The following is a 25479-nucleotide window of genomic DNA, read 5'->3' as shown; positions in this document are numbered from 1 at the left end:
TTATAACACCCGGTTCATCCTACGGATGTCCGTCGGTGCCGCACTTGACGATGATCCGAATGCAGTCGTTGACCCGCCGGGCCAACTCGTCCACCGGCCAGGCGTTGAAGAAGTCGCCGTGCATCGTGTAGCCCGGTCCCGAGGCCAGCCGGAAGTTGGCCGGGTTGCCGTTGACCGGGTACCGCATCACCTGGCGCAGCTTCGGCACCACCACGGGGTGGCTGGCCGGGCAGGCGTTGTTCACCGGATAGGCCATGTGGCTCTTGTGATCGGCCGAGTCCAGGTTGACGCCGTCCCAGCAGTGCGGGAAGTCCAGGTAGGACTCCAGCATCGTGCCGGCCGGGCAGGTCACGAAGTTCGGCGACGAGCCCACCTCACCCGCGTGCAGGCACGACCAGCGGGCGATGGTGTTGTCGGCCGGGCCGGTCGCCTTGGCGTTGCCGGCCACGATCCGCAACCCGAGCGGGAACGGCTGGGTCTGCGCGATCAGGTCGTCCCGCACACCCTCACCCAGGTAGTAGAAGATGCCCGTGGTGGGCTCGACCGGGGTGTTGCCGTTGTAGAGCGTCGGGATCCAGTACGACGACTTGTCGATCGACGGGTTGCAGTTGCTGTTCGCGTTGAGCAGGTCCTGCGTGGTCGTCGACGCGTTGGTCACCTCGCTGCCGAAGAAGCTGTGCATGTGCGAGGCGCCGGGCAGGTTGGGGAAGATGATCGGGTCGTCGGGCAGGCGGTGACTGAACGGGCAGTCGGCCAGGAACTCGGCCACCCGCACGGCGCCCGGCGGGATGGTCGGCGTCGTGCTGCCGCCGCCACTGCCGTACACCTGGAACTCCGTCAATGAGACGCCCCACTGGGTCGCCCGGGCCGTCGTCTCGAGCCGCACGTAGCGGCCGCTGCCGGTGACGGTCAGCGCCTGGCGGCCACCCGTGCCGGCGTTCGTGCTGAAGAGGGTGGTCCAGGTGGAGCCGTTGGCCGACGCCTTGACGCTGAAGGCCCGGGCGTACGCGGACTCCCAGTTCAGCACGACCGACGAGATCGTGGCCGTGGCGCCGAGGTCGACCTGGAGCCACTGCGGGTCGCTGAACGCGCTGGACCAGCGGGTGCCGAGGTTGCCGTCGACCGCGTTGGACGCGGGGAAGGCGGCGGACTCGGTCGACGAGGCGGTGACCGGCTTGCCCTGCGAGATCAGGGCGTCGGCGGCGCTCGCACTGGCGGGTACGGCTAGGAGAGAGGCGGCCAGCAGGGCCGCGGCGACCCATCTCATTGGTAAACCCTCACGTAGTCGACGAGCATCTGGGACGGGAACGGGGTGCTGGCGTCGATCGGGCCGGGGAAGTCGCCGCCGACGGCCAGGTTGAGGATCACGTAGAACGGGTGGTCGTAGATCCACGGGCCGCGGGTGTTCTCGACGGTCTCCTTGCTCGCGTAGAAGACCTGGTTGCCGTCGAGCAGGAAGCGCATGCCCTTGCTGTCCCACTCCACCGCCCAGACGTGGAAGTCCTGCGACAGGTCGGCCGTGGCGTACTTCTGGCCGTAGCCGCCGGCACCGTTGTAGGCGGGCGCGTGCAGCGTGGAGTAGGCCTCGCTGGTGTTGCGGCCCAGCACCTCCATGATGTCGATCTCGCCGTTGTACGGCCACGGGCGGCCGGTGAGGAAGTCGGCGCCCATCATCCAGAACGCGGGCCACAGGCCGTTGCCCTTCGGCACCTTCACGCGGGCCTCGACCCGGCCGTACTGCACGTGGAACTTGTTGCTCGTGTTCATCCGGGCCGACGTGTACTGGCGGCCCTGGTAGTCCTGCCGGCGGGCCTCGATGACCAGCGAGCCCTGGCCGTTCATCTGCGCGTTCTCGCTGTTCGGCGTGTAGTACTGGATCTCGCCGTTCTGCGGGACGCCCGGGTCGTACGTCCACTTCGCCTGGTCGGGTTTGGCCCCGGCGGCGCCGTTGAACTCGTCGGAGAAGACGAGCCGGGTGGCGGGGAAGGTGGGGTCGGCCGGCTTGGCCGGCGGGGCGGTGGGGTTGCCGCCGGTGCCGTAGACGCTGAACTCCCACAGCGAGTAGCCGTACGCGCTGCTGCGGGCGGTGCCGTAGAGACGCACGTACCGGCCGGTGCCGGTGGCGTTGATGACGTCCTTGAGGCCGTCGCCGGTGGTGGTGGAGTAGAAGGTGGTCCAGTTGGCGTTGTCGTTCGAGGTCTGCAGCTGGTACGCCCGGCCGTAGGCGGGGTCCCACTGCAGGACGACCTGGCTGATCTGGGCGGTGGCGCCGAGGTCGACCGAGATCCAGCCGGGGTCGACCCAGCCGGTGGTGGAGCTGGTGGCCCAGCGGCTGGCCGGGTCGTTGTCGAACGCCTTGTCCGGGCTGCACGGGTTGCAGTTGACGTCGTTCTGCCAGGAGCTGGCCTGGGCCGGCTTGTTGTAGGACAGGAGCCGGGTGGTTCCGGCCGGCGGGGTCGTGGGCGGCGTCGTCGGGCCACCGTCGCCGGAGAAGACCTGGAACTCCCAGAACGAGTAGCCGTACGCCGCCAGCGCCCGCTCGGTCAGATTGATGCGGACGTATCGGGCCGAGCCGGTGGCGGCGATGCTCTGCTGGCCGCCGGTGCCGGTCGTGGTGGCGTACGCCTGGGTGTAGGTGCTGCCGTTGGTCGAGAACTGGATGGTGAAGGCCTTGGCGTACGCGGCCTCCCAGTTGATGGCGATGCGCGAGACGCTGGTCGTGGCGCCGAGGTCGACCTGCCACCACTGGGCGGCGGAGAACGCGCTGGCCCAGCGCGTGCCGGCGTTGCCGTCGACGGCCTCGGCGGCCTGATAGGCGCCGGCCGCCTCGGTCGAGGAGGCGGTGGCGGTCTTGCCCTGCGACACCAGCACCTCGGCGGCGCGGGCGGGCTGAACGGTGGCGACGAGATAGGCGGCGAACAGGCCGACGAGGCCGGCCACGAGAGCGGCGACCCGGAACGGTCTCTCCAGGACGGGGGATGTCATGGGGCGACTCCAGATGGGGGGATGTGTCAGAGCGATTTCCGGTGGGGGAACACCGTGTGAAAGCGCTCTTCGTGCCGTCACTGTGAACCGGCGTTTCAACCCCTGTCAATGCCTGGTCCCGGCCCGGGAAGCGCTTTCTGATCTTCACGGTACGGATCGACGCAGGTGAGCCCGGAAATCACACGACGGTTCCGGAACCGTCAACCGCGACGGCCGGCGAAGACGAAGACGAAGACGGCCGGCTGGTCCCACGGGAAACCAGCCGGCCGAGATGACCGCGGCGGAGAGGCTAGGCGTCCTCGAGGTCGCCCTCGGTTTCGAGATAGAGCTCCTGAAGGGCACTCAGCGTCTCGGGCGAGGGCGACTCCCACAGGTTGCGGTCGGCCGCCTCGAGCAGGCGCTCGGTGATGCCGTGCAGGGCCCACGGGTTCGACTGCTGGAAGAACTTCTGGTTCTCCGGGTCGAGCACGTAGGTCGCGGCCAGCTGCTCGTACATCCAGTCGGTGACCACGCCGGCCGTCGCGTCGTAGCCGAACAGATAGTCGACGGTGGCGGCGAGCTCGAACGCTCCCTTGTAGCCGTGGCGGCGCATGGCGGCGATCCAGCGCGGGTTGACCACGCGGGCCCGGAAGATCCGCGCGGTCTCCTCGGTGAGGCTGCGGGTCCGCGTGGCGTCCGGGTTGGTCGAGTCGCCGATGTACGCGGCCGGCGCCTTACCGGTCAGCGCCCGCACGGTGGCGATCATGCCGCCGTGGTACTGGAAGTAGTCGTCGGAGTCGGCGATGTCGTGCTCGCGGGTGTCGATGTTCTTGGCCGCGATGTCGATCCGCTTGTAGGCGTTCTCCATGTCGTCGCGGGCCGGCACGCCGTCGAGCCCGCGACCGTAGGCGAAGCCGCCCCACACCGCGTAGACCTCGGCCAGGTCCTTGTCGTCACGCCAGTTGCGGCTGTCGATCAAAGGCAGGATTCCGGCGCCGTACGCACCCGGCCGCGACCCGAAGATGCGGGTGGTGGCCCGGCGCCAGTCGCTGTGGCGGGCCTGGTCGGCGAGGGCGTGCTCACGGACGAAGTTGTCCGGCTCATCCAGCTCGGCGACCATCCGGAAGGCGTCGTCGAGCATGGCCACCACGTGCGGGAAGGCGTCCCGGAAGAACCCGGAGATCCGCACGGTCACGTCGACCCGCGGGCGCCCGAGCTCCTGCCGGTCGATGGGCTCGAGCCCGGTGACCCGGCGCGAGGCGGGATCCCAGACCGGCCGGCAGCCGATGAGGGCCAGGATCTCGGCGATGTCGTCACCGGCCGTACGCATGGCGCTGGTCCCCCACGCGGAGAGCCCGACCGAGCGGGGCCAGTCGCCGTAGTCGGCCCGATAGCGCTGGAGCAGCGACTCAGCCATGGCCTGGCCGGTCTCCCAGGCGAGCGAGCTCGGAATCGCCTTGGGGTCGACGGAGTAGAAGTTCCGCCCGGTCGGCAGCACATTGATCAGCCCACGAAGAGGCGACCCGCTGGGCCCGGCCGGCACATAGCCGCCATCCAGAGCGTGCAGCAGGTTCCCGAGCTCATCGGTGGTCCGGTCGAGCCGGGGCACGACCTCCCGCGCGGCAAAAGCGAGCACAGCCCGCACGCCGCCGGAGCCCGCGCCGCCCGCGCTCACGCCGACCGCCCCGGCACTCCCCACTTCGGACATTTCCGAAATTTCGGTTGCGGAATGGGCGGAGGCGGAGGCAACGATGGCAGCGATAGCCGCCTCGTCGCTCGGCCACCCGGCCTCCTCCATCGCCATCACCAAAGCGCGGGCGACCGTCTCGATGCGGTCGGTCTCGGCGGTCGAGGCGCCGTCGTGCAGGCCCAGCGCCTCGCGCAGGCCCGGCAGCGCCGCCACCTGGCCGGCCCACATCTGGCGGGCCCGCAGCATGGCCAGGACCAGGTTGACGCGGGCCTCGCCCTTCGGGGCCGCGCCCAGGACGTGCAGGCCGTCGCGGATCTGCGCGTCCTTCACCTCGCACAGCCAGCCGTCGATGTGCAGGATGAACTCGTCGAACTCCTCGTCGCCGGGCCGGACCGACAGGCCGAGGTCGTGGTCCATCCGGGCCGCCTCGATCAGCGTCCAGATCTGGGCCCTGATCGCCGGCAGCTTCGCCGGGTCGAGGGTGGCGATCGTCGCGTGCTCGTCGAGCAGCTGCTCCAGGCGGGCGATGTCGCCGTACGACTCCGCCCGCGCCATCGGCGGGATCAGGTGGTCGACCAGCGTCGCGTGTGCGCGCCTCTTCGCCTGCGTGCCCTCGCCCGGGTCGTTGACCAGGAACGGGTAGATCAGCGGCAGGTCGCCCAGCGCCGCGTCGGTGCCGTCCGAGGCCGACATGCCCACGTTCTTGCCCGGCAGCCACTCGAGGTTGCCGTGCTTGCCGACGTGGACCACCGCGTGCGCGCCGAAGTCGTCGGCCAGCCACCGGTAGGCGGCCAGGTAGTGATGCGACGGCGGCAGGTCGGGGTCGTGGTAGATCGCCACCGGGTTGGCGCCGAAGCCGCGCGGCGGCTGCACCATGACGACCACGTTCTCGTCGCGCAGCGCGGCCAGCACGATGTCGCCGTTGTCGACGTAGAGCTCGCCCGGCGGCGGCCCCCAGTGCCGTTCGACGGATTCCCGCAAGTCAGCCGGCAGGGTGGCGAACCACGAGGCGTACAGAGAACCGGAGATCCGAACCTTGTTGCCGCTGAGCTGTTCCTCGGTCAGCCAGTCGGGGTCCTGGCCCCCGGCCGCGATGAGAGCGTGAATGAGCCCGTCACCGTCGTACCGGCCGAAGTCTCCGATCTGATAGCCCTTGGCCCGCATCGCCGCCAGCAGGGCGACGGTCGAGGCCGGCGTGTCGAGGCCGACCGCGTTGCCGATGCGCGAATGCTTCGTCGGATAGGCCGACAGCATCAGCACGATGCGCCGCTCGGCCGGCGGGACGTGCCGCAGCCGGGCGTGCGCCACCGCGATGCCGGCCACCCGCAGCGCCCGCTCGGGGTCGGCCACGTAGACCGACAGCCCGTCCGGGTCGATCTCCTTGAACGAAAACGGCACCGTGATGATCCGCCCGTCGAACTCGGGGATCGCCACCTGCGTCGCCGCGTCGAGCGGGGTCAGCCCGTCGTCGCTCTCCTCCCAGGCCGCGCGGCTGCTGGTCAGGCACAGCCCTTGCAGGATCGGCACGTCGAGATCGGCCAGCACGCCCACGTCCCAGGCCTCGTCGTCACCGCCCGCGCCCACGGTGGCCGGCTTGGTGCCGCCGGCCGCGAGCACCGTCACGACCAGGGCGTCCGCCTTGCGCAGTTCGACGAGCAATTCCTCGGGCGCCGTACGCAGGGAGGACGTGAACAACGGCAACGGCCGCCCACCCTTGGCCTCGACCGCCTGGCACAGCGCCTCGACGAAGGTCGTGTTGCCCGCCATGTGGTGCGCGCGGTAGTAGAGCACCGCCACGACCGGGCCCTGCACGTTCGACGTGCGCGGCAGCGGCCCCCACTCGGGCGCGGCCTGCGCCGGGGCGAACCCGTGGCCGGTCAGCAGCACCGTGTCGGAGAGGAAGTCGTGCACCGACTTCAGGTTGTCCGGGCCGCCCTGCGCCAGGTACGCGTGCGCCTCGGCGGCCACACCGGCCGGCACCGTGGAGAGTTTCATCAGGTCGGCGTCGGGCGCCTGCTCCCCGCCGAGCACGATCACCGGGACCGGCCCGGCGAGCAGGGCGTCGAGCCCTTCCTCCCAGGCCCGGCGCCCGCCGAGGATGCGCACCACGACGAGCTCGACCCCGTCGAGCAGCGCCGGAAGGTCGCCCACCTGAGTGCGGGCCGGGTTGGCCAGTCGCCAGGCCGAGCCGCTGGCCCGGGCGCTGAGCAGGTCGGTGTCGGAGGTCGACAGCAGCAGGAACACGCGCGCTCCCCTCGGGGTCCGCGCCCCGGGTCGTAGGAATCCACGGCGACCGGAGTTCCTGGCTCCCGGGCCGGTGAGGCCCGGTGACAGTGGCGGGACCGCGCCGGATTCACACCGGCTTCCTCCGCGGCGTCGCCGCTCGTGACCTCCCACCCTTCCGGGCGCTCCCACCCGCCGTCAAGGAGGGTCCGGCGGTGTGACGATCCCGACCCGAGGATGCGGGCACATCGGTGCACGAACGTAGTATCCGGGCCGTGCCTCCCCCCATCCGCCGGACGAAGGTCGACGCCTGCCCCGGAGCCCTGCGGCTGCATTCAGCCGCCGACGGCCCGCTGGCCCGCGTCCGCCTGCCCGGCGGCATGCTTACCGGCGCCCAACTGGCGGCCCTGGGCGAGATCGGCCCGCTAGAGCTCACGTCTCGCGCGAATCTGCAGCTCAGAGCCCTCAACGACATCGACCCGACGGCCCTCGCGGCCCGGCTGTCGGCCGCCGGCTTGCTGCCTTCGTCGACTCACGAGACCGTACGCAACATCGCGGCCCCACCCCTGGCCGACGCCACGCTGCGCACGTTGGTGACCGGCCTGGACCGCGCCTTGTGCGCCGACCCGGTCCTGGCCGCCCTCCCGGGCCGCTTCCTGTTCGCGCTGGGCGACGTCCCGCTGACCGCCGACCTGGCGGCGGTCCCCGCCTCGGCCGACCACATCGGGACCGCGCCCGACGGGGCCACTCGGGCCGACCACATCGGGGCCGCGCCCGACGGCGCCACCTTCGCGATCCTGCTGGCCGGCCACGACGTGGGTCTGCGCGTGCCCGCGGCCGCCGTCGTCGAGACGCTGCTGGCCGCTGCCCGCGCGTTCCTGGAGGAGCGCGCCGACGTCACCGCCTGGCGCCTGCACGAGATGCCCGACGGCCCGGCCCGGGTCGCCACGAAAATCGGCGCCCCCGGCACGCCCGAGCCCGTGACGCGAACACCCGCACCGACCGCTCTCGGCCTCCTCGACCAGCCCGGCGGCCTGGTCGCGGTGAGCGCGCTGGTCCCGCTCGGCATGCTCGGCGGCGAGGCCCTCCATCTGCTCACGACCGCCCGCCGCCTGGTCGTCACCCCCGCCCGCGGCATCGTCGTGCCCGATCTGGCCCCCGAGGACGCCCGCCGCTGGCAGCGCCGCCTCGAAGAAGCCGGCCTGCCCACCACCGCCGGTTCCCGCTGGACCGGCGTGACCGCCTGCGCCGGCCGCCCCGGCTGCGCCAAGTCGCTGGCCGACGTCCGCGCCGACGCGGCGGCGACCAGCACCTACGCCGAGGGCCTGCCGGTGCATTGGATCGGCTGCGCCCGGGGCTGCGGCAGCCCGTCCGGCCCACACGTTCGAGTTGAGGCAACCCCGGCCGGCTACGCCGTGACCCGGCAACCGACCGGCGAGACGTTCGATGCGATCGCGTCGGCGAGGAGGATCTGATGGAGTACGAGCGCGACGGCGCCGAGATCTACCGGCGCTCGTTCGCCACGATCCGGGCCGAGACCGACCTCAGCGGCTTTCCGTCCGATGTGGCGCGGGTCGCCGTGCGGATGATCCACGCCTGCGGCATGGTCGATCTGGTGCGCGACATCGCGTACAGCCCGAATGTGGCCTCGGCCGCCCGTAAGGCTCTGCTCGACGGCGCCCCGATCCTCTGTGACGCCGAGATGGTGGCCAGTGGTGTCACCCGCAAGCGGCTGCCCGCGAACAACGACGTCGTCTGCACGCTGCGCGACCCTGCGGTGCCGGCCCTCGCGGAGAAGCTGCGGACCACCCGCAGCGCGGCCGCCCTCGATCTGTGGCTCGACCGGCTGGAGGGCTCGGTGGTGGCCATCGGCAACGCGCCGACCGCCCTGTTCCGGCTGCTCGAGATGATCGCCGGCGGCGCGCCCAGGCCCGCCGCCGTGCTGGGCATCCCGGTCGGTTTCATCGGGGCCGCCGAGTCGAAGGACGCGCTGGCGCTGTCCGATCTGGACCATCTGATCGTGCGCGGCCGCCGTGGCGGCAGCGCGATGACGGCCGCCGCGGTGAACGCGCTGGCCTCGGAGGCGGAGTGAGCATGGCGGGACGGCTTTACGGTGTCGGCGTCGGACCGGGCGACCCCGAGCTGATCACGGTGAAGGCGGCCCGGTTGATCGCCGGCGCCGACGTGGTCGCCTATCACGCGGCCCGGCACGGCCGCAGCAACGCCCGCGCGATCGCCGCCTCCCTGCTGCGCGAGGAGCAGATCGAGGAGCCGCTGATCTATCCGGTGACCACCGAGAACACCGATCACCCGGGCGGCTATCAGGGCGCGATCGACGAGTTCTACGCCGAGGCCGCCGGCCGCCTGGCGGCCCATCTGGACGCCGGCCGTACGGTCGTCGTGCTGGCCGAGGGTGACCCGTTCTTCTACGGCTCGTACATGCACATGCACAAGCGGCTCGCCCACCGCTACGAGACCGAGGTCGTGCCCGGCGTGACCTCGGTGAGCGCCGCCAGCGCCGTCCTCGGCCGCCCGTTGATGGAGCGCGACGAGACGCTGACCGTGCTGCCCGGCACGCTGCCCCCGGCCGAGTTGGCCGCCCGCCTGTCCGGCACCGAGTCGGCCGCCGTGATGAAGCTGGGCCGCACCTTCGAGGGGGTCCGCGAGGCCCTCGACCGGGCGGGCCGGCTCGAGGACGCCTGGTACGTGGAGCGCGCCACCACCGACCGCGAGCGTTCCGCCCCCTTCGCCGACGTGGACCCCGAGTCCGTCCCGTACTTCTCCCTGGCCCTGCTGCCGAGCCCGGCCGCCACCGCTTTCGCCGCTTCCACCACCCACGCCGCTTCCACCACCCCCGCGGCCTCCACCACCCCCGCGGCCTCCACCACCCCCGCGGCCTCCACCACCCCCGCGGCCTCCACCACCCCCGCGGCCTCCACCACCCCCGCGGCCTCCATCACTTCCGCGGCCTCCATCACTTCCGCGGCCTCCATCACTTCCACTGTCGACAAATCCGAAAAATCCGACAGGTCGGAGCGGGAGCGGCACGGGGAGCCCGAAAGGCAGGCGGAGCGCGAGGGGCAGACGGAGCGCGAGGGCCAAGCGGAGCGCGAGGGCCAAGCGGAGCGCGAGGGCCAAGCGGAGCGCGAGGGCCAAGCGGAGCGCGAGGGGCAGACGGAGCGCCAAGGCCAAGCGGAGCGCCAGGGCCAAGCCGAGCCGGAAGGGCAGGCGGGCCGGGCCGGCCGGGCGGGCCAGGTGACGGTCGTCGGGCTCGGGCCGGGTGATCCGCGCTGGCTCACCCCGGAAGCGAAGGCGGCGCTGGCCGACGCGGACGACCTGATCGGCTACGTGACCTATCTCCAGCGCGTCACACCGGGGCCGCACCAGACCCTGCACCCGTCCGACAACCGGGTCGAGGCCGAGCGGGCCGCCTTCGCCCTCGACCTGGCCAAGCGCGGCCGCCGCGTCACCGTCGTCTCCTCCGGCGACCCCGGTGTCTTCGCCATGGCCGCCGCGGTGCTCGAGGTGGCCGAGGACCCGCAGTGGAAGGACGTCCCGGTGCGGATCGTTCCCGGCCTGACCGCGGCCCAGGCCGTGGCGAGCCGGGCCGGCGCCCCGCTCGGGCACGACTTCTGTGTCATCTCGCTCTCGGACCGGCTCAAGCCGTGGCCGGTGATCGAGGGCCGGCTGACCGGCGCCGCCGCGGCCGACCTGGTCATCGCCCTCTACAACCCGGCCTCGAAGACCCGGCGGGAGCAGCTCGTGCGGGCCCGCGCGGTGCTCCTGGAGCACCGGGCGCCCGAGACCCCGGTGGTCGTGGGCCGCGACGTCGGCGGCCCTGACGAGTCGGTGCGGGTGACCACGCTGGGCGAGCTCGACCCGGCCACGATCGACATGCGGTGCCTGCTGATCATCGGATCGTCGCAGACCCGCGCCGTGTCCCGCGGTGACGGCACCACGGTCGTATACACGCCCCGCCACTACCCGGTCTGATCACAGGTGCCTTGACAACCGGGACGCACCGCGGCGCAACCGCGATGCAATCAGCACTCTTCGACACCCGGCAGGCAGTCCGCCGAATTGAGGGTCACTTCCGCACCCCATTCGTCTGACTGAAGGGCACGAACCCGGTGATCTCCCCTCGCCACTGCGCCGCCGTGCTGGCCTCGTCGCTGCTCCTGGGCATCGGCCTGGTCGACTCCGCCGCTTTCGCGAAGACCACGACCACGACCACCACGACCGTCAAGGCCGCCACCACGACGTCGTCCGTGCCCACCCTGGCCAGCCGCCTCAACGCCGTCAAGACCGCCAAGACCCTCAACTACTACCCGTCGGCCGCCGGCTGGTCGAAGATGTGGACCAGCTGGGACGCCGCCAAGATCGACGCTGATCTGGCCAAGGCGGCCACGCTGGGCACCAACAACATCCGCATCATCGTCTTCCCGACGACGTTCGGCTGGCCCACCCCGTCGGCCACCTACGTCAACCGGCTCGACCAGTTCGTCGACATGGCCGGCGCCCGCGGGATGTCGGTCAAGTTCACGCTCTTCGACTGGTGGGACGGCTACACCGACGTCGACCGCAGCATCACCTGGGCCAAGACCGTGCTCGCGCCGTACAAGAACGACAACCGGGTGATCTCGGTCGAGCTGCAGAACGAGTTCAACCCGGACAACACCGCCGCGGTCGCCTGGGCCAAGAAGATCGTTCCGGCCGTACGCTCCGCGTTCCCCACCATGCCGCTGACGTTCTCGGTCGACGGGGGTCAGGGCGCCAAGGGCATGGCCAAGATCAAGGCAGCGCTGACCGCGTCCCCGATCGACTACTACGACTACCACTTCTACGGCAACTCCGAGCGCGCCCTCGCGATGATCAACCAGGCCGAGGCCACCGTCGCCCCGGCCCCCATGGTGATCGGTGAGACCGGCCTGAACACCCTGCAGAACTCCGAGGGCGAGCAGGCGGCCTTCCTGGGCCGCGTGTTCGAGGCGGCCGAGATCGCCGATGTGCCGGTCGCGCCGTGGACGCTTGTCGACTCGGCACAGGGTTCGATCCCGACCTCGGCCGTCTCCAAGCTGCCCGGGCAGTACTACTACGGCCTGTTCCGCCTCGACGGCACCGCCAAGCCGGCCGCCGCCGTGGTCAAGGCCGGCTGGGCCGGCGCGGCCATGCCGGCCACCCTGATGGACCCCGGCTTCGAGCTGTCGGCCGGACAGAGCCCGTGGCGCGAGTACCTGCCCGAGCTGGGCCTGGCCACCAAGACCCAGGCGGTGAAGCGGACCGGGTCATGGTCGGTGACCATGTCCAACACCGGCAAGAGCGCGGCCGGCTCGCCGTCCTACCGGGTCGCCCCGGTCACGCCGGTGAAGTCGAACCAGAAGTGGCACGCCGAGGTGTGGGCCCGGGGCAACGCCACCACCGGCACCACCCAGATCGCGCTGAGCTGGTTCGACATCAACGACAAGTGGCTGGGCGGCGTGGCCTCGAACTGGCTGCCGAACGGCACGGTGGGCTGGACCAAGCTGGCGGTCGACGGCGTCGCCCCGGCCGGCTCGGCCAGCATGCAGGTTCACATCAAGTCGGGCGAGAACAAGGGCACGGTCTGGTTCGACGACGCGGTGATCACCGCGTCCTGAGGGACCGGCACCACGCCGATCTCCATGAACAGGCGCTCATAGGCGGCCACCGACCGCTCCCACGAGGAGGGGTCGGTGTGCCGCCTGCCCGCTTTTTCCGAAAAGGCAGACACGATCGACGAAGCCAGTGCCGAAGGCGACGCGGCGGGCGCGAAAACAGCACCCGTGTATTCCACCGCGGCCTCCACGAGGCCTCCCACGGCAGTGACCACGACCGGCAGCCCATGACTCATCGCGATATGGAGCGGCCCACTGGCCGAGCTGCGCCGATAGGGCAGCACCACGACATCGGCCGCCGCGAAGAACCCGTCCACCTCGGCGTCGGTGACATAGCGGTTGACGAAGGTGATGCGGGATGCGGCCGGCGACGCTGCGATCAGGTCCCCGGGCAGCGTCCAGCCCTCCCACGTCTCCCCCACCACGGTGAGCTCGTAGTCGTCCGGCAGGAGAGCAAAGGCTTCGATCAGATCTTCGAGGCCTTTGTACGGTCGGATGGTGCCGAAGAAGAGCAGGCGACGGCGGCCGGAGGCAGCGGCTCGGGGCGCGGGAACCACATGGTGGTCGAACGGCCCGTGGAGCGCGATCTCGTCCGGGACGCCCGTCAAGTCGTACGTCTGCCGCAGCGCGACCCGGTCGAAGCGCGAGTGGACCACGATGCCGTCCGTCCTGCGCAGCAGGGGACGAATGAGCTTGCGGCAGTAGAGCGAGGCCCACTTGTGCGCGGCCTCGCCGGTGTCCTGCACCTCGTGGAACTCGACCACGATCTTGATGCCCAGGAGCCGGGCCACAAAGCACAGCATCAGGTACGAATGGAGCACCGTCCCCGTCCACCATTGCAGCACCAGCACGTCGGGCCGGAACGTGCGCAGGAAGCGCACGGCCCGGATCAGGCTCGGCACGGCCCACCAGTCGATCCCGTCGAAGACCCGCACCCCGTCCGCGTAGTCGAGGTCGTTCAGGCGCTGCCCGACGCGGGAACGCCCCGGGTAGAGCCGGGTCGGCAGCAGCTGGCGCATGAGGATCGCGCCGACCTCGTAGCGGCCGGCCAGCGCGTTGCTCAGCCGGCAGGTGTAATAGCTGATCCCGGAGAGGAACCGCCAGCCGGATCCGACCACGACGATCCGGGTGGTGGGGCTTTCGTCAGGCGACGCACTCACGGTAGACCTCCTCGATCTGCGGGACGACGCGCGCGGCGGTGTAGTCGAGGCCGCGCTGGTGACCGGCCACACGCAGCCGGTCGGCCAGGCCGGGCTGGGTGAGCACCCGGACGATGGCGGCGGCGAGCCAGACCGGATCGCCCGGCGGCACGTGCAGGCCGGTCTCGCCGTCGCGGATCATGTCGGCCAGCCCGCCCGTCCTCGACGCGATGAGCGGGGCCCCGGCCAGCAGCGCCTCGACCGCGACCTGGCCCATGGCTTCCAGCAGGGACGGCACCACGCCGGCCGCGGCGCCGTGCCAGGCGGCCATCACCTCGTGGTGGGGCACGTTGTGCCGCACGACCACTCCCTCCGGGATCGGCGGAGTGTCGTGCCGCGGCGTGCCGACGCAGACCAGCGGCGGCTTGTCGTCGCCGAGCCGCTGATAGGCGTCGAAGAGCACGTCGATGCCCTTGTGCGGGCCGAGCGCGCCGACGAACAGCAGATAGGGCCGGTCCGGCAGCCAGGACGGCCGGGGCGTGCGGCGGGCCAGCTCGTCGAGGCCGTCCGGCACCAGGCTGCTGATCACCTTGACCGGCAGGTCGCCGGGCACGCGCCCCTGCGACAGGGCGTCGGCGACGGCCGGGGAGATCGCGGTCAGCGCGTCGATGCCGCGGTGCCGCTGCGAGCGCAGGGCCGTGGTGAGCAGGGCCGCGCGGGGCCGCCCGTACTGGCCGGAGGCGCACGGCAGGCAGCGGCCGAGCCGGGGACCACCGCAGGTCTTGTCGTTGCGGGTGAAGGTCTTCTTGACGCAGGTGAGCCCGAAGTCGTGGGCGGTGTGCACATGCGGCCGCCCGAGCCGGCCGAACCGCAGCGGCAGATAGCTGTACATCAGCCAGTCGTGGCTGTGGACCACGTCGTAGTCGTTCTCGCGCAGATGGGACCGGATCGCCGCCATGGTCAGCGGGTCGGCCGTGGTCGGGTGGAACGGCTTGGACGCGTCCTCGTTCATGCCCGGCAGCACGGTGGTGGCCACGCTGCGGACGCGTGTCACACGTACCCCGTTGATCAGCTCGTCGTGCGCCGCCCGCGGCGTCGCCAGGGTGAGCACGGTGACCTCGTGCCCGCGCCGGACCAGCTCCTCGCTGCTGGTGGCGATGCTGCGCTCAAGCCCGCCGATGATCGGCGCGTACAGGTTGGACAGGTGCAGGATCTTCAACATCTCTCCCAGGGGAACGACGACGGAGGGCGATGACGGCGACGACGAGAGCCCCCACGCACTGCCCGGCCAGCCAGGCGATGCCGGCGCCCTCGATGCCGGTGCCGGGCAGCCAGACCCAGGCCAGGGCCAGGCAGGTGGCGGCCATCAGCAGGTTGAGGCGCAGGCAGCGGCGGTACCGGCCGAGCGAGCGCCAGTGCGCCACGGCCAGGTTGGTGATCGCGTCGGGGATCGCGGCCAGCACGAGGATCCGCAGCAGCAGCTCACCCTCGGCCGCGTAGCCGGCGCTGAACAGGCCGAGGATCTGCTCGCCGCCGGTGAACAGGACGAGCGCCGGCAGACCGATCACGGCCAGCACGACCAGGGCGGCGCGAGGCAGGCCGGCCGCCGACTTGTTGGCCCGTTCGGCGTACATGGCCGAGGCCACCGCGGGCGACACCATGAACAGCACCGAGGCGGTCATCCAGGCCACGTAGAAGTGCCCGTTCGCCTCGGCGCCGAGCCGGGCCGTGACCAGCACCGGCAGCAGGGCACTGGGCCCGGCCTGGGCCAGGTTGATCAGGTGGTGCCCGGTCAGCGAGCTCCGCAGGTGCGGCAGCTCGGCGCTGATCCCGGCGCCCCGCAGTTTCGCTCCCGGACGCAGCCGGGTCAGGCTGACCCCGAGGGTGTACGCCGTGACGGCCACCGAGGGCACCGTCCAGGCCAGCAGCACCGCCGCCGGCCCGCCCACGCCGCACCAGATCAGCGCGGCCAGGGTGAGCACCTTGCCGACGGCCACGCCGAGGTTGCGCCCGAGCATGCCGTGGCTGGCCCGGTGGGCGATGAAGACGTAGTCGAGCAGCGTCGACGCGGTCAGCGCGACCGCGGTGACGATCAGCGCCGGGGCCCCGCCGGCGCCGGCCAGGAACGCGAAGTTGGCGCCCAGTGCGGGCAGCAGGGCCGCGGCCAGGAACGCCGCGAGGGCGGTCGACGAGCAGCCGAGCAGCAGGCCGGCGCTGACGATCCGCGACCAGGCGGCCAGGCCGGCCCCGGGCAGCCGCTGGATGAACATGTGCCCGGCGCCCAGATTGGACACCATGCTGACAACGGTGGCGACCGAGATCAGCGCGGTCGCCGTGCCGATGGCCGGCTGCGGCAGCTCCCGCGCCGCGAGCAGCCAGTACAGGTAGCCCAGCCCGGCCGTGCCCACAGTGCTCCCCATGATCAGCACACTGTTCCGGGCCAGCGAGTCCCGAGCGACAGCCTTCAGCACGACCCCACCCCACGCCCCCTCACCACACCGGCCCCGGCCCCCACCCCACGTCCGTAGAGGACGGTGCTCGTGGTGCCGAGGCTGACTTCGATGCGGTGCAGGCAGCCGTCCGGGGGCGGGGACGGCACGAAGACCTCGAGAGCCCGCGTCGTGTCGGCGGCGATCCGCAGTGGGCGGGCCGAGACCAGCCGCTCGCCGACGCGGACGCGAAGCGGTTCGACCGCGGGCGGTGAACCGGCGCTGCTCACCCTCAGCGGCAGCATCAGGCCGCCGGCCGGGATGCGCACGGGGCCGGTGACGTCACCGGCCCAACCGTTCAGCGCGAGGCTCGTATATCCCGGCTCCGGCGGGTGCGGCATCCGGGCGTACATCTGAACCGCCGCCATTCCCACGACCAGCGTGAGCACACCGGGGATGGCGATCGCGAGGGCGGTGCGGGCCAGACGCGGATCATCCGCCACCTTGCCCGCCCGCTCGCGGACCAGCACCACCACGGTCACCACGAGCAGCATCACCCCGAGCCCGGCGGTGATCGACTCGGCCCGGATCCGTACGCCGGCCGCGTGCAGGGCGATCGCGGTGAACGGCAGGCTGACCAGGCCGGCCGCGGTGGCCAGGCCGAGGCGGGCCAGGGCGGGCATGGTCTCGGCGGCCAGCGCGCGCAGCCACAGCTCGCCCAGCACGAGCAGCACGGCCAGCAGCACCACCGGGAAGACCAGCGGCGCGCCGCGGCCGAAGGCCAGCAGGAGCAGCCCGGCCGAGCCGGCGGTCAGCAGCCGGAAGGTCGTCATCGTCCGGCCCGCGCGAAGTCGAAGCGGTAGATCGCGATGTTGCCGCTGTCGTAGATCTTGATGGTCCACGGTGTGCGGTCGAACTTGGTCAGCTGGCCGAGCGTGAACGCGGGCCGCCCGTCGTGCGGGACCGGCTCGTTGGTCTCGAAGTAGATCTGGATCTCCGGCACCTCCCGGGCCATCCGCTTGTCGACGATCAGGTAGCCGAACCGCCACGCGCTGAGCTGCTGGATCAGCTGCCGCGGCGCGGGCTGGCCGGGCTGGGTGAGATAGAGGTCGTACGTGGGGAAGGTGACCGAGCCGGTGACCGGGTTCTGCCCGCCGTACGAGCCGAAGATCAAGCCGGAGTAGCGGTCGGCCACGATCCGCAGCTCGCGTCCCTGTGTGGCGCGCAGCCAGGCCGACGCCGCCCGCACCTCGGGAATGGACGAGCGGGTGTCCGAGCCGAAGACCGGCGGGCCGGGGAAGCGGTAGGACGGGTTCATCCCGGCCGCGGTGTTGCCGATCATCGCGATCGCGCCGACGGCGAGCAGCAGGGCGGCCGCGGTGGTCTTGCCGAGCCTGCTCACCGGGCGGTCGAGCAGCGCCACCACCAGCGGCGCGACGACCAGCGCGATGCCCAGGTAGCTGAACGCCCACGACCGCCGCGCGCCCTCGGCGCCGGACGGGGTGAGGATCAGCAGGGCGGCCGGGAAGTAGAACGCGCCGAGCACGAGCATCGCCAGCGCGCCGCTGCGGGCCACCGGCTCGGTGCCGTGGCCCCGGCGCAGGCGCAGCGCGGCGGCCGCCATCGCGACCGCGGCCAGGCCCTGCGCCCCGAACGCGGCCGCCTGCTCCCACCAGGGTGCGACCGACGCGCGGAACAGTGTCCGGCCGCCACCGCCGCCGTCGCCGGCCATCCCGGCGATCTGGTCGAGGGCCCGGGCCAGGTACGGGTCGAGATAGCCGGTGGTGCGCGGCGCGACCAGCACCAGCCAGGCCACGACCAGCGCCGCCGCGGCCAGGGTGAGCCCCCACGCGGTCAGTGGCACCGCGACCGGCGTGCCCCGGCGCACGGCCCGGACGGTGACCACCAGGCAGATGATGATCATGACGGCGATCAGGGCGATGGCGGTCAGGTGGTGGGTGGCGATGGTGGCGCCGGAGAGCATCACGGTCACCGCGGCCCAGCCGGCGCGGGAGCGGCGGGCCGGGCCGCGCATCGCCCGGTGCAGCGCCACCAGCGTCCACACCAGCAGCGCGATCGCCAGCGACTCGTAGCCGAACTGGGTGTCGAAGAACAGGAACGAGCTGTTCAGGCTGTAGATGATCGCGGAAACGGCGGCGATCCGGCCGTCCTGCCAGATCTCCTCGGCCAGTACGGTCACGCCCAGCACCACGAGCACGTGGGCGGCGGCCAGCACGAGCAGCGCCGCGTGCCAGATCGAGATGCCGGTCAGCGCGCTGACCGAGGCAACCGTCGAGTGCAGGCCGGGGAAGTCACCGACCACCTTGACGATCGGGTTCTGCTCGAAGAGGCGGCCGTCGAGCAGGATCTCCTTGCTCTGCCGCCAGTGGGCGAACTCGTCGTGGTAGAGCGGCCCGAACGGGTTGCGCAGCAGCTTGGGCAGAAACGTGAAGCCGGCGTACCCGGCCAGCACGGCGACGCGCAGCCGTGTGCTGGTCGACCGGCGCACCGCCCAGCCGGCGGCGGGCAGCGTGAAGACCAGCATGCCCAGCCAGAACAGGCCGAACTGGGTGCCGCGGTCCCACTCGGCGGCCCGGTTGGCGGCCACCAGCAGCGCCGCCCCGGCCGCCCCCGCGACGGTCAGGGAGGCGGCGCACCACATCGGCCGGCTTCTCGCCGGTGCGTACACCGGGCGCGTCCGCTCGGCCGGGCGAGCCTCGGTCAGGGTCATCGGCCGGCCTGTTGGATGACCCGGACCGGCGGGGCGACGCCGGCGTAGATCTCCCGGGTCGCCACCACGACGTCGTGCCAGGTGGGCAGCGGGTTGCGGCCGAGGGTGGCCCGCTCCGCCTCGGCCGCGGTCAGCAGCGCCTCGGCCAGCGCCGCCTCGTCGTCCGGGTTGACCAGCCACAGCGGCACCCCGGGCCCGGCCATCGCGGCCAGTTCCCGGTGGGCCGGGATGAACGACGCCACCGTCGGGATGCCGGCGGTCAGCGCGTCGGCCACGGCCATCCCGAACGCCTCGTGCTCGGAGGCCGAGACCAGGGCGGCCGCGGTGGCCATCCGGACGGCGAAGGCGTCGTCCGGCAGCCGGCCGTGAAAGGTCACCCGCTCCGGCCCGAGACCGAGCCGGCGGGCGAGCTGTTCGAGCTCGTCACCGGCGGGCCCCGAGCCGACCACGTCGAGCCGGTGGTCGGCGGGCAGATGGACCATGGCCCGGATCACCCGGTCGACCCGCTTGTAGCGCTCCAGCCGGCCGACGCAGAGCAGGGACCTGCCCTCCTCGGCGGCGACGGTGGCCACGGGCAGCGGATCGGTGCCGTTGGGCACCACCACCATCCGCTCCCGGGCCTCCGGGAAGTGCTGGATCAGCAGCTCCCGCTCGGCCCGGGTGACGCAGATGATCCGGGCCGCGCGGGCCACGACCCGGCGGCCGACCGGGCGGTAGATCGGGTGCAGGGCGGCGCGCAGGCGGCTGTGCCCGGTGCCGTGGTAGTGCGGCGTGAAAACCAGCGGGGTGCTGTTGGTCAGGGCGGCCGGCAGGGCGGCGAGCGCGTGGTAGCTGTGCGCGTGCAACACGTCGTACCGCCCGGCATGACGCCGCAACCACCGCCACAGCGGAACCGAGAAACGGTAGTTGGCCGCCGCGACCGTGAGCGGGAAGCGGCGGACCAGCACCCCGTCGATCTCCTCCTCGGAGCCGGCGGCGTGCTGGGTGAGCACCTCGATCTGGTCGCCGGCGGCGACCAGGGCCGCGCAGAGCCGGCGCGCGTGGGTCTCCACCCCGCCTATGTCGGGGTGGTAGGCGTTCGTGACGACGCCGATCCTCACCGTGCCCGCTCCGGCGCCCGCCGGGCCCCGGCCGAGCGCCGGCGCGGCCACTCGCGGGCGATGGTGCGCAGCACGCGCAGGCCGTCGGTCAGCGCGTTCAGGTTGCTCTCGCCGTGGATGCGCTGCTGCTCGAAGCTGGGCACCTCGACGATGCGCAGCCGGGCCCGGGCCGCCCGCAGGTTCAGCAGGGTCTCGATCTCGAAGCCGTCGCCCCACAGCCGGCCGTCGCGGCTCTTGACCGGCACCGGGCTCGTGCTGTCCAGGTCGAAGACGTCCAGGCAGCGCGACCAGAAGGCGTTGTAGCCGTAGCAGAGGTCGCTGTAGCGGGTGCGGAACATGACGTTGACCATGAGGCTGAGGCAGCGGTTGCCGGCCCGGCGCAGGCGGGTGATGTCGGCGCTGCCGCCGCTGCCGCTGAAGCGCGAGCCCTTGGCGAAGTCGGCGCCCGAGCGCAGCGCCGCGATGAAGCTGGGGATCTCCTTCGGGTCGGTCGACCCGTCGGCGTCGATCATGACGATGATGTCGCCCGTGGCGGCGGCGAAACCGCAGGCCAGCGCGTTGCCCTTGCCTTTGCGGTTCTGCGTGACGATGCGGATGCCGGGCATCAGCCGGCGCGCGGTCTCGACGGTGTCGTCGGTGGATCCGCCGTCGACCAGGATGACCTCGTCGACCTCGGGCAGCCGGGCCATCACGTGCGGCAGGTTCTTGGCCTCGTTGAGGGCGGGGATGATGACGCTGACCAGAGGCTCACTCGCGGGCACGACCACCGGCGGCGGTAGCTCGGTTCCCGTCCCGGCCTCGGGGCGGACGTAGGGGACCGTCGACATGACTGTTCTCCAAAACTCGGTGGTGGTTACCCGGGAGCCGGTACCGCCTTTCACTACCGGCGGCACCGGCGTTTCTGTTCGGTCAGGCCCCTGAGCCGTCGACGGACCAGGAGTAGATGTCCTGCTTGGACAGGGCGGTGCCGGTGCCGGCGGTGAAGCCGACCCACGCGTCCGACCCGTCGATCTCGTCGGCCAGGTTGACCTCGTGCTCGAGCGCCAGCTGCTCCTCGGCGCCCGCGCTCAGCGACTTGACGTAGATCTGCAGCAGCGACTCCTCGGCGTCGTAGACGACCCGGGCCGAGAACGGCTTGCCGAACAGCGGAATCCCCGACTCGGCCGTGCCGGCCTGATAGTCGGGGTTGCCACCCATGACGACGGCCAGGTGGTTGCTGCTCGGGTCGTGCGTGTTCTGCCAGGTGTCGAACTCGACGGCGACGCTGGGCTTGATGCCGCGGTAGCCGAGGCCGCCGCCCCATCCGCCGAGGGCGCGCGGGCCCTTCGACTGCACGACGAAGGCGACGCCGTCGGCGCCGGGCTGGCCGTGGTGCAGGTAGACCTTGAAGGTCGACTCGAACGACCGCGTGACGTCCAGCTTCTGGGTGGCCCAGGCCGAGCCCATCTGCTTGTAGCCGCCGGCGGTGAGCCGCAGGACACGCTGGTCGGCCCGGCCGCCGGACGACCAGATCAGGTCGGCGCTGCCGTTGCGGTCGAGCGTCGAGGACGCGCCCTTGAAGGTCGGATAGTCGATCAGCGGATCGTCGGACGCCGCCGAGGCGCCCGCCGGGGACAGTGCGGCCGCTATCGACAGAGCGACGGCAGCGACCAGACCTCCCCGGACAACTCTCGTGGAACGTGAAGAAGACACGGTTCTGCGCTCCAAATCGGATTATTTGCCCCAAGTGGGACGCAGCCTAAGGTAGGGCAGCACGCCGAACCGCGCGCCCGAGTCTCGACTATTTGTCCCTAATGGGAGGCAGTCGGCCGGTTAGCCCACAGCGACTCCTAAGCTGTGGTGCGTGCGCCGCTTCGCGTTCCTGGACGCCCCGACCCCGCTCGCCTTCGCCCATCGGGGCGGCGCCGCCGAAGGCGACGAGAACACGGCCGGGGCCTTCGAACGGGCGGTGGCCCTCGGCTACCGCTACGTGGAGACGGACGTGCACGCCACCACCGACGGCGTACCCGTGGTCTTCCACGACTCGTCACTGCTGCGGCTGACCGGCACGGAGGGCAGGATCGGGGCGCTGAGCTGGGCCGACCTCCGGACCGTGCGCATCGGCGGCGCGTCCGCGATCCCCCGGCTGGACGAGGTCCTCGACGCCTGGCCCACGATCCGGTTCAACATCGACGTCAAGGCGGACGCCGGCGCCGAGCCCGCGGTCACGGCCGTCCGGCGCGCCGGGGCGGCCGAGCGCGTCCTGCTGGCGTCGTTCAGCGACCGCCGCCTGTCCCGGCTGCGCACTCTGGCCGGTCCGGAGGTGGCGACATCGATGGGCCCGGCCGCGGTGGCCCGCTTGCGCTTGGCGTCGTTATTGGGCGTACGGATGAAGCTGCCCCCGTCGATCGCGGCCGCCCAGGTCCCGGCGCGCCAGGGCCCGGTGACCGTGGTCGACCGCCGGTTCGTCGACACCGCGCACCGCTCGGGACTCCAGGTCCATGTGTGGACGGTGGACGACCCGGCCGAGATGACCCGGCTGCTCGGCCTCGGCGTGGACGGCATCATGACCGACCGCCTGGAAATACTGCGGAATGTTTATCGCGAACGCGGCGCCTGGCCGGGTGAATAGTCACCGAGGATGGCTCGCCGGTAACATTCCGAGGCTATTCTCAGGTTCGCGCCCTACGCTGGAGCCGGCCAGTGACGCTGAGGAATGTCCACTGGTCAGCAAAGTTTTTCGTGATCTTGGTGAACCCCCGGCATCATCCGTTCGGAGGATGTCCGGGGTTCGAGGGCGGCCGCATATCTTTTCTTTAAATCCCGGATAAGAATTCATCAACTTGCTCGCCGGAATTGCGTTTCGGCGGGCGCCCTCCTACCGTCTGGGTGCCGGTGGGAATTGGCGCCGGGTGGATTTCCGGGAAGATTGAGGTATCGCGCATGCGCAGGTCTGCTTACCGCCGTGCGGCCGCCACGCCGTCGGGACGCAACCGGCGGCTGTTCGCGGTCGGCGCGGTCGTCACCGCCGCCGGCGCGGCGGTCGCCTTCGCCCAGATCGGTAACGCCGCCACCAACGACGACCGGCCCGAGGGCAGCGGGGCCGGCAAGGTGGTCAACGGGCAGGTGATCCTCACCGACACGTGCGTCGACAGCAATCTGACTCCGCACGACGGCTTCCAGAACGGCAACCGCTGCGTCTCCACCGAGTTCGGCGAGGTCGGTGAGGCGGCGAACAACCCGACGCTGCTGATCACCGACGCGCCCCAGCAGGTCGCGCCGAACACCCCGTTCACCCTCAAGATCAGCACCCGCAACCTGATCCGCGACCGCTTCCTGGCGGCCGGCAAGGGCGGGTACTACGTGGAGAGCTCGGTCCTGCAGGACGGGCTGGTCCGCGGCCACTTCCACACGGCCTGCCGCATGCTCGAGAACACGAACGAGGCGCCCGCGCCCGAGCCGGTTCCCGCGTTCTTCGTGGCGACCGAGGACAGCCGGGGCAGCGCCACGCCGGACGAGGTGTCCATCACCGTGCCGGGCGTGCCGGCCGAGGGCACGGCGCAGTGCGCGTCGTGGGCCGGTGACGGCTCGCACCGCGTGCCGATGATGCAGCGCGCCAACCAGACGCCCGCCATCGACGCCATCCGCATCACCGTCCGCAACGCCGCCGGAGGAGACAACGGCGGAGGAGACAACGGCGGAGGAGACAACGGCGGAGGCGACAACGGCGGGAACACTGGTGGCGACAACGGTGGGAACAACGGCGGTGGCGACAACGGCGGTGGCAACAACGGCGGCGACAACGGCGGCGGCGACAACGGCGGGAACAACGGCGGTGGCAACAACGGCGGCGACAACGGCGGCGGCGACAACGGCGGGAACAACGGCGGTGGCAACAACGGCGGCGACAACGGCGGCAACACCGGCGGCGACAACGGCGGCAACACCGGCGGCGGGAACAACGGCGGCGGCAACGGCACCAACGGCGGTGGTGTGACGCCGACCAAGCCGCCGACGAAGGCCCCGACGCAGGCGCCCCCGGGCACGCCGGCCGACACCAAGGACGACTTCACGCCGGACCCGACCACCCCGGCCACCAAGCCGACCACGAAGGCCCCGGCCAAGCCGGCCACCGGCGGTAACACGGGCAACGGCAACACCGGCGACTCCGGCAGCGACGACGCCGGCAGCGGCGACACCGGTGGCGGCAACACTGGCGGCGGCAACACCGGTGGCGGCAACACCAGCTCGGGCGACAGCACGGAGCAGGAGCAGGCGCCCGCCCCGGAGACCACCACCAAGGCCGCGCCCAAGCCCCGGGCCAGCAGCTCGGCGGCCGCGGCGGCCGGTGGCACCGACTACACCTACTCGAACGGCGAGGACGGCCAGTTCAACTCCGGCAACAAGGCGCCGGTGGCCGAGCAGGTCGCGCAGGTCCAGGCCGAGAGCGGCAACCAGGAGCAGGGCGGTCTGCTCGCCCTGACCGGCAGCAACACGTTCGCCGCGGTCGCCGGCGCCGCGGTCCTGCTGCTGATCGGCATGGCGATCATGGCCTTCACCCGCCGCCGCCGTCCGGGCAGCACCTGGGAGTAGGCACCGACAGCAGTAAAGGGGCGGCCCGCCAAGTGCGGGCCGCCCCTTTGTGCGCCTGGCCGGAAAACCTGAGCGGGCGGGGATCAGTGATCCCGAACTCAGCGACTGAGGGTAGCCTTACCAACCGGACGCCCAAGGAAGAGGTTCGACATGGCGAACAGGCCGGCACGCGCGGCGACCGAGGCGGTCGTCACCCGCGTTGAGCAGCTCACCCCGCACATGGTGCGCGTGGTGGTCGGAGGCGACGCCCTCAAGGGCATCGACGCCAGCAGGTGCACCGACCACTACGTAAAGGTGATCTTCCCTGCCGACGGCGTCACCTATCCCGAGCCGTTCGACATGGGCGCGATCCGCGAGACCTTCCCGCGCGAGCAGTGGCCGGTCGTGCGGACGTACACGATCCGCAAATGGCTGCCCGAGGTCCCCGAGATGTGGGTCGACTTCGTGGTGCACGGCGACGAGGGCATCGCGGGCCCGTGGGCGACGCGGGCCAAGCCCGGCGACGCCTTCCGGTTCATGGGCCCCGGCGGCGGCTACTCGCCCAGCGCCGAGGCCGGGTGGCACCTGCTGGCCGGCGACGAGAGCGCCCTGCCGGCGATCGCGGCCGCGCTCGAGGGCATGCCCGCCGGCGCCAAGGTGACCGCGTTCATCGAGGTCGAGGGCCCCGACGAGGAGCAGAAGATCGAGACCGGCGCCGGGATCACCTGGCTGCACCGGGGCGGCCGCGCGCCCGGCGAGCTGCTGATCGAGGCCGTGCGCGATCTCGACTTCGGCGGCGACGACGTGCAGGCCTTCGTCCACGGCGAGGCCAACTTCGTCAAAGACCTGCGGAAATACCTGAAGGTCGAGCGAGGTATCCCGATGGACCAGCTCTCGATCTCGGGCTACTGGCGGCGCGGCATGAACGAGGACGGCTGGCAGTCGTCCAAGCGCGAGTGGAACCAGCAGGTGGAACAGGAGCAGGACCGGGCGTAAGCGTCCCGGCCCGGCGGTCGATG

The 25479-nt window shown here is 71.6% G+C and carries 18 protein-coding genes and 1 riboswitch; of the genes, 7 read left to right on the top strand and 11 right to left on the bottom strand.

From position 1 onward, the window contains the following. Positions 1-19: 19 nt before the first annotated feature. The 3 genes from CRP55_RS56020 to cobN form a co-directional block, all read right to left on the bottom strand. Positions 20-1267, bottom strand: coding sequence for a DUF1996 domain-containing protein (locus CRP55_RS56020; protein WP_097322325.1), 1248 nt, complete (start codon positions 1265-1267; stop codon positions 20-22). Next, on the bottom strand, positions 1264-2985 hold the full coding sequence (locus tag CRP55_RS23800; RefSeq protein ID WP_097322324.1) for a galactose-binding domain-containing protein: 1722 nt from the start codon (positions 2983-2985) through the stop codon (positions 1264-1266). Before CRP55_RS23800 ends, CRP55_RS56020 begins: the two co-directional genes overlap by 4 nt. 289 nt (positions 2986-3274) lie before the next feature. Beyond that, positions 3275-6898, bottom strand: coding sequence for a cobaltochelatase subunit CobN (gene cobN, locus CRP55_RS23795; protein WP_097322323.1), 3624 nt, complete (start codon positions 6896-6898; stop codon positions 3275-3277). A 52-nt stretch (positions 6899-6950) separates the two neighbouring features. Next, positions 6951-7023, bottom strand: a riboswitch (cobalamin riboswitch). A 129-nt stretch (positions 7024-7152) separates the two neighbouring features. Here cobN and CRP55_RS23790 point away from each other — a divergent pair. From CRP55_RS23790 to CRP55_RS23775, 4 genes are all read left to right on the top strand, one after another. Further along, complete coding sequence (locus CRP55_RS23790; RefSeq protein ID WP_245923328.1) at positions 7153-8352, top strand: 4Fe-4S domain-containing protein; 1200 nt, start codon at positions 7153-7155, stop codon at positions 8350-8352. Beyond that, positions 8352-8969 carry a precorrin-8X methylmutase gene (locus tag CRP55_RS23785; protein ID WP_097322321.1) on the top strand — a complete coding sequence of 206 codons (618 nt, stop codon included), beginning with the start codon at positions 8352-8354 and terminating at the stop codon, positions 8967-8969. The genes CRP55_RS23790 and CRP55_RS23785 overlap by 1 nt, the downstream gene beginning before the upstream one ends. A gap of 2 nt (positions 8970-8971) precedes the next feature. Then, positions 8972-10870: a precorrin-2 C(20)-methyltransferase gene (locus CRP55_RS54875; RefSeq protein ID WP_097322320.1), complete on the top strand. Its 1899-nt coding sequence runs from the start codon at positions 8972-8974 to the stop codon at positions 10868-10870. A 137-nt stretch (positions 10871-11007) separates the two neighbouring features. Beyond that, a complete protein-coding gene (locus tag CRP55_RS23775; protein WP_097322319.1) occupies positions 11008-12513 on the top strand; it encodes a cellulase family glycosylhydrolase in 1506 nt (501 codons plus the stop codon). Here CRP55_RS23775 and CRP55_RS23770 read toward each other — a convergent pair. The 8 genes from CRP55_RS23770 to CRP55_RS23735 all read right to left on the bottom strand — a co-directional run bounded on the left by CRP55_RS23770 (position 12447) and on the right by CRP55_RS23735 (position 21601). Continuing rightward, positions 12447-13670 (bottom strand): glycosyltransferase, encoded by a 1224-nt coding sequence (locus CRP55_RS23770; RefSeq protein WP_245923327.1) that lies wholly within the window; start codon positions 13668-13670, stop codon positions 12447-12449. The genes CRP55_RS23775 and CRP55_RS23770 overlap by 67 nt on opposite strands. Further along, complete coding sequence (locus CRP55_RS23765) at positions 13654-14871, bottom strand: glycosyltransferase family 4 protein (RefSeq protein WP_245923326.1); 1218 nt, start codon at positions 14869-14871, stop codon at positions 13654-13656. Before CRP55_RS23765 ends, CRP55_RS23770 begins: the two co-directional genes overlap by 17 nt. Further along, entirely contained in the window at positions 14816-16120 is a 1305-nt protein-coding gene (locus CRP55_RS23760; RefSeq protein WP_143234842.1) for a lipopolysaccharide biosynthesis protein, read from the bottom strand. The genes CRP55_RS23765 and CRP55_RS23760 overlap by 56 nt, the downstream gene beginning before the upstream one ends. Then, a complete protein-coding gene (locus CRP55_RS23755) occupies positions 16114-16911 on the bottom strand; it encodes a hypothetical protein (RefSeq protein WP_097322318.1) in 798 nt (265 codons plus the stop codon). Before CRP55_RS23755 ends, CRP55_RS23760 begins: the two co-directional genes overlap by 7 nt. Then, positions 16908-18809 carry a hypothetical protein gene (locus tag CRP55_RS23750; RefSeq protein WP_143234841.1) on the bottom strand — a complete coding sequence of 634 codons (1902 nt, stop codon included), beginning with the start codon at positions 18807-18809 and terminating at the stop codon, positions 16908-16910. Before CRP55_RS23750 ends, CRP55_RS23755 begins: the two co-directional genes overlap by 4 nt. Next, positions 18806-19909 carry a glycosyltransferase family 4 protein gene (locus tag CRP55_RS23745; protein ID WP_097322383.1) on the bottom strand — a complete coding sequence of 368 codons (1104 nt, stop codon included), beginning with the start codon at positions 19907-19909 and terminating at the stop codon, positions 18806-18808. The genes CRP55_RS23750 and CRP55_RS23745 overlap by 4 nt, the downstream gene beginning before the upstream one ends. After that, positions 19906-20736, bottom strand: a complete 831-nt coding sequence (locus CRP55_RS23740; RefSeq protein WP_097322316.1) for a glycosyltransferase family 2 protein — start codon at positions 20734-20736, stop codon at positions 19906-19908. The genes CRP55_RS23745 and CRP55_RS23740 overlap by 4 nt, the downstream gene beginning before the upstream one ends. Before the next feature lie 82 nt (positions 20737-20818). Then, positions 20819-21601: an L-type lectin-domain containing protein gene (locus tag CRP55_RS23735; RefSeq protein WP_097322315.1), complete on the bottom strand. Its 783-nt coding sequence runs from the start codon at positions 21599-21601 to the stop codon at positions 20819-20821. A 151-nt stretch (positions 21602-21752) separates the two neighbouring features. Here CRP55_RS23735 and CRP55_RS23730 point away from each other — a divergent pair, with 151 nt between their 5' ends. From CRP55_RS23730 to CRP55_RS23720, 3 genes are all read left to right on the top strand, one after another. Further along, positions 21753-22520, top strand: coding sequence for a glycerophosphodiester phosphodiesterase family protein (locus CRP55_RS23730; protein ID WP_097322314.1), 768 nt, complete (start codon positions 21753-21755; stop codon positions 22518-22520). A gap of 311 nt (positions 22521-22831) precedes the next feature. After that, the gene (locus CRP55_RS56515) at positions 22832-24481 is read left to right on the top strand and encodes a hypothetical protein (protein WP_097322313.1); all 1650 of its coding nucleotides are present in this window, start codon (positions 22832-22834) and stop codon (positions 24479-24481) included. A 150-nt stretch (positions 24482-24631) separates the two neighbouring features. Beyond that, complete coding sequence (locus tag CRP55_RS23720) at positions 24632-25456, top strand: siderophore-interacting protein (protein WP_097322312.1); 825 nt, start codon at positions 24632-24634, stop codon at positions 25454-25456. Positions 25457-25479: the final 23 nt, after the last annotated feature.

The sequence above is a fragment of the Paractinoplanes atraurantiacus genome (assembly GCF_900215205.1).
GTDB lineage: Bacteria > Actinomycetota > Actinomycetes > Mycobacteriales > Micromonosporaceae > Actinoplanes > Actinoplanes atraurantiacus.
The sequence above is the reverse complement of the archived record's forward strand: the minus strand, read 5'-3'. Positions and strand labels throughout refer to the sequence as shown.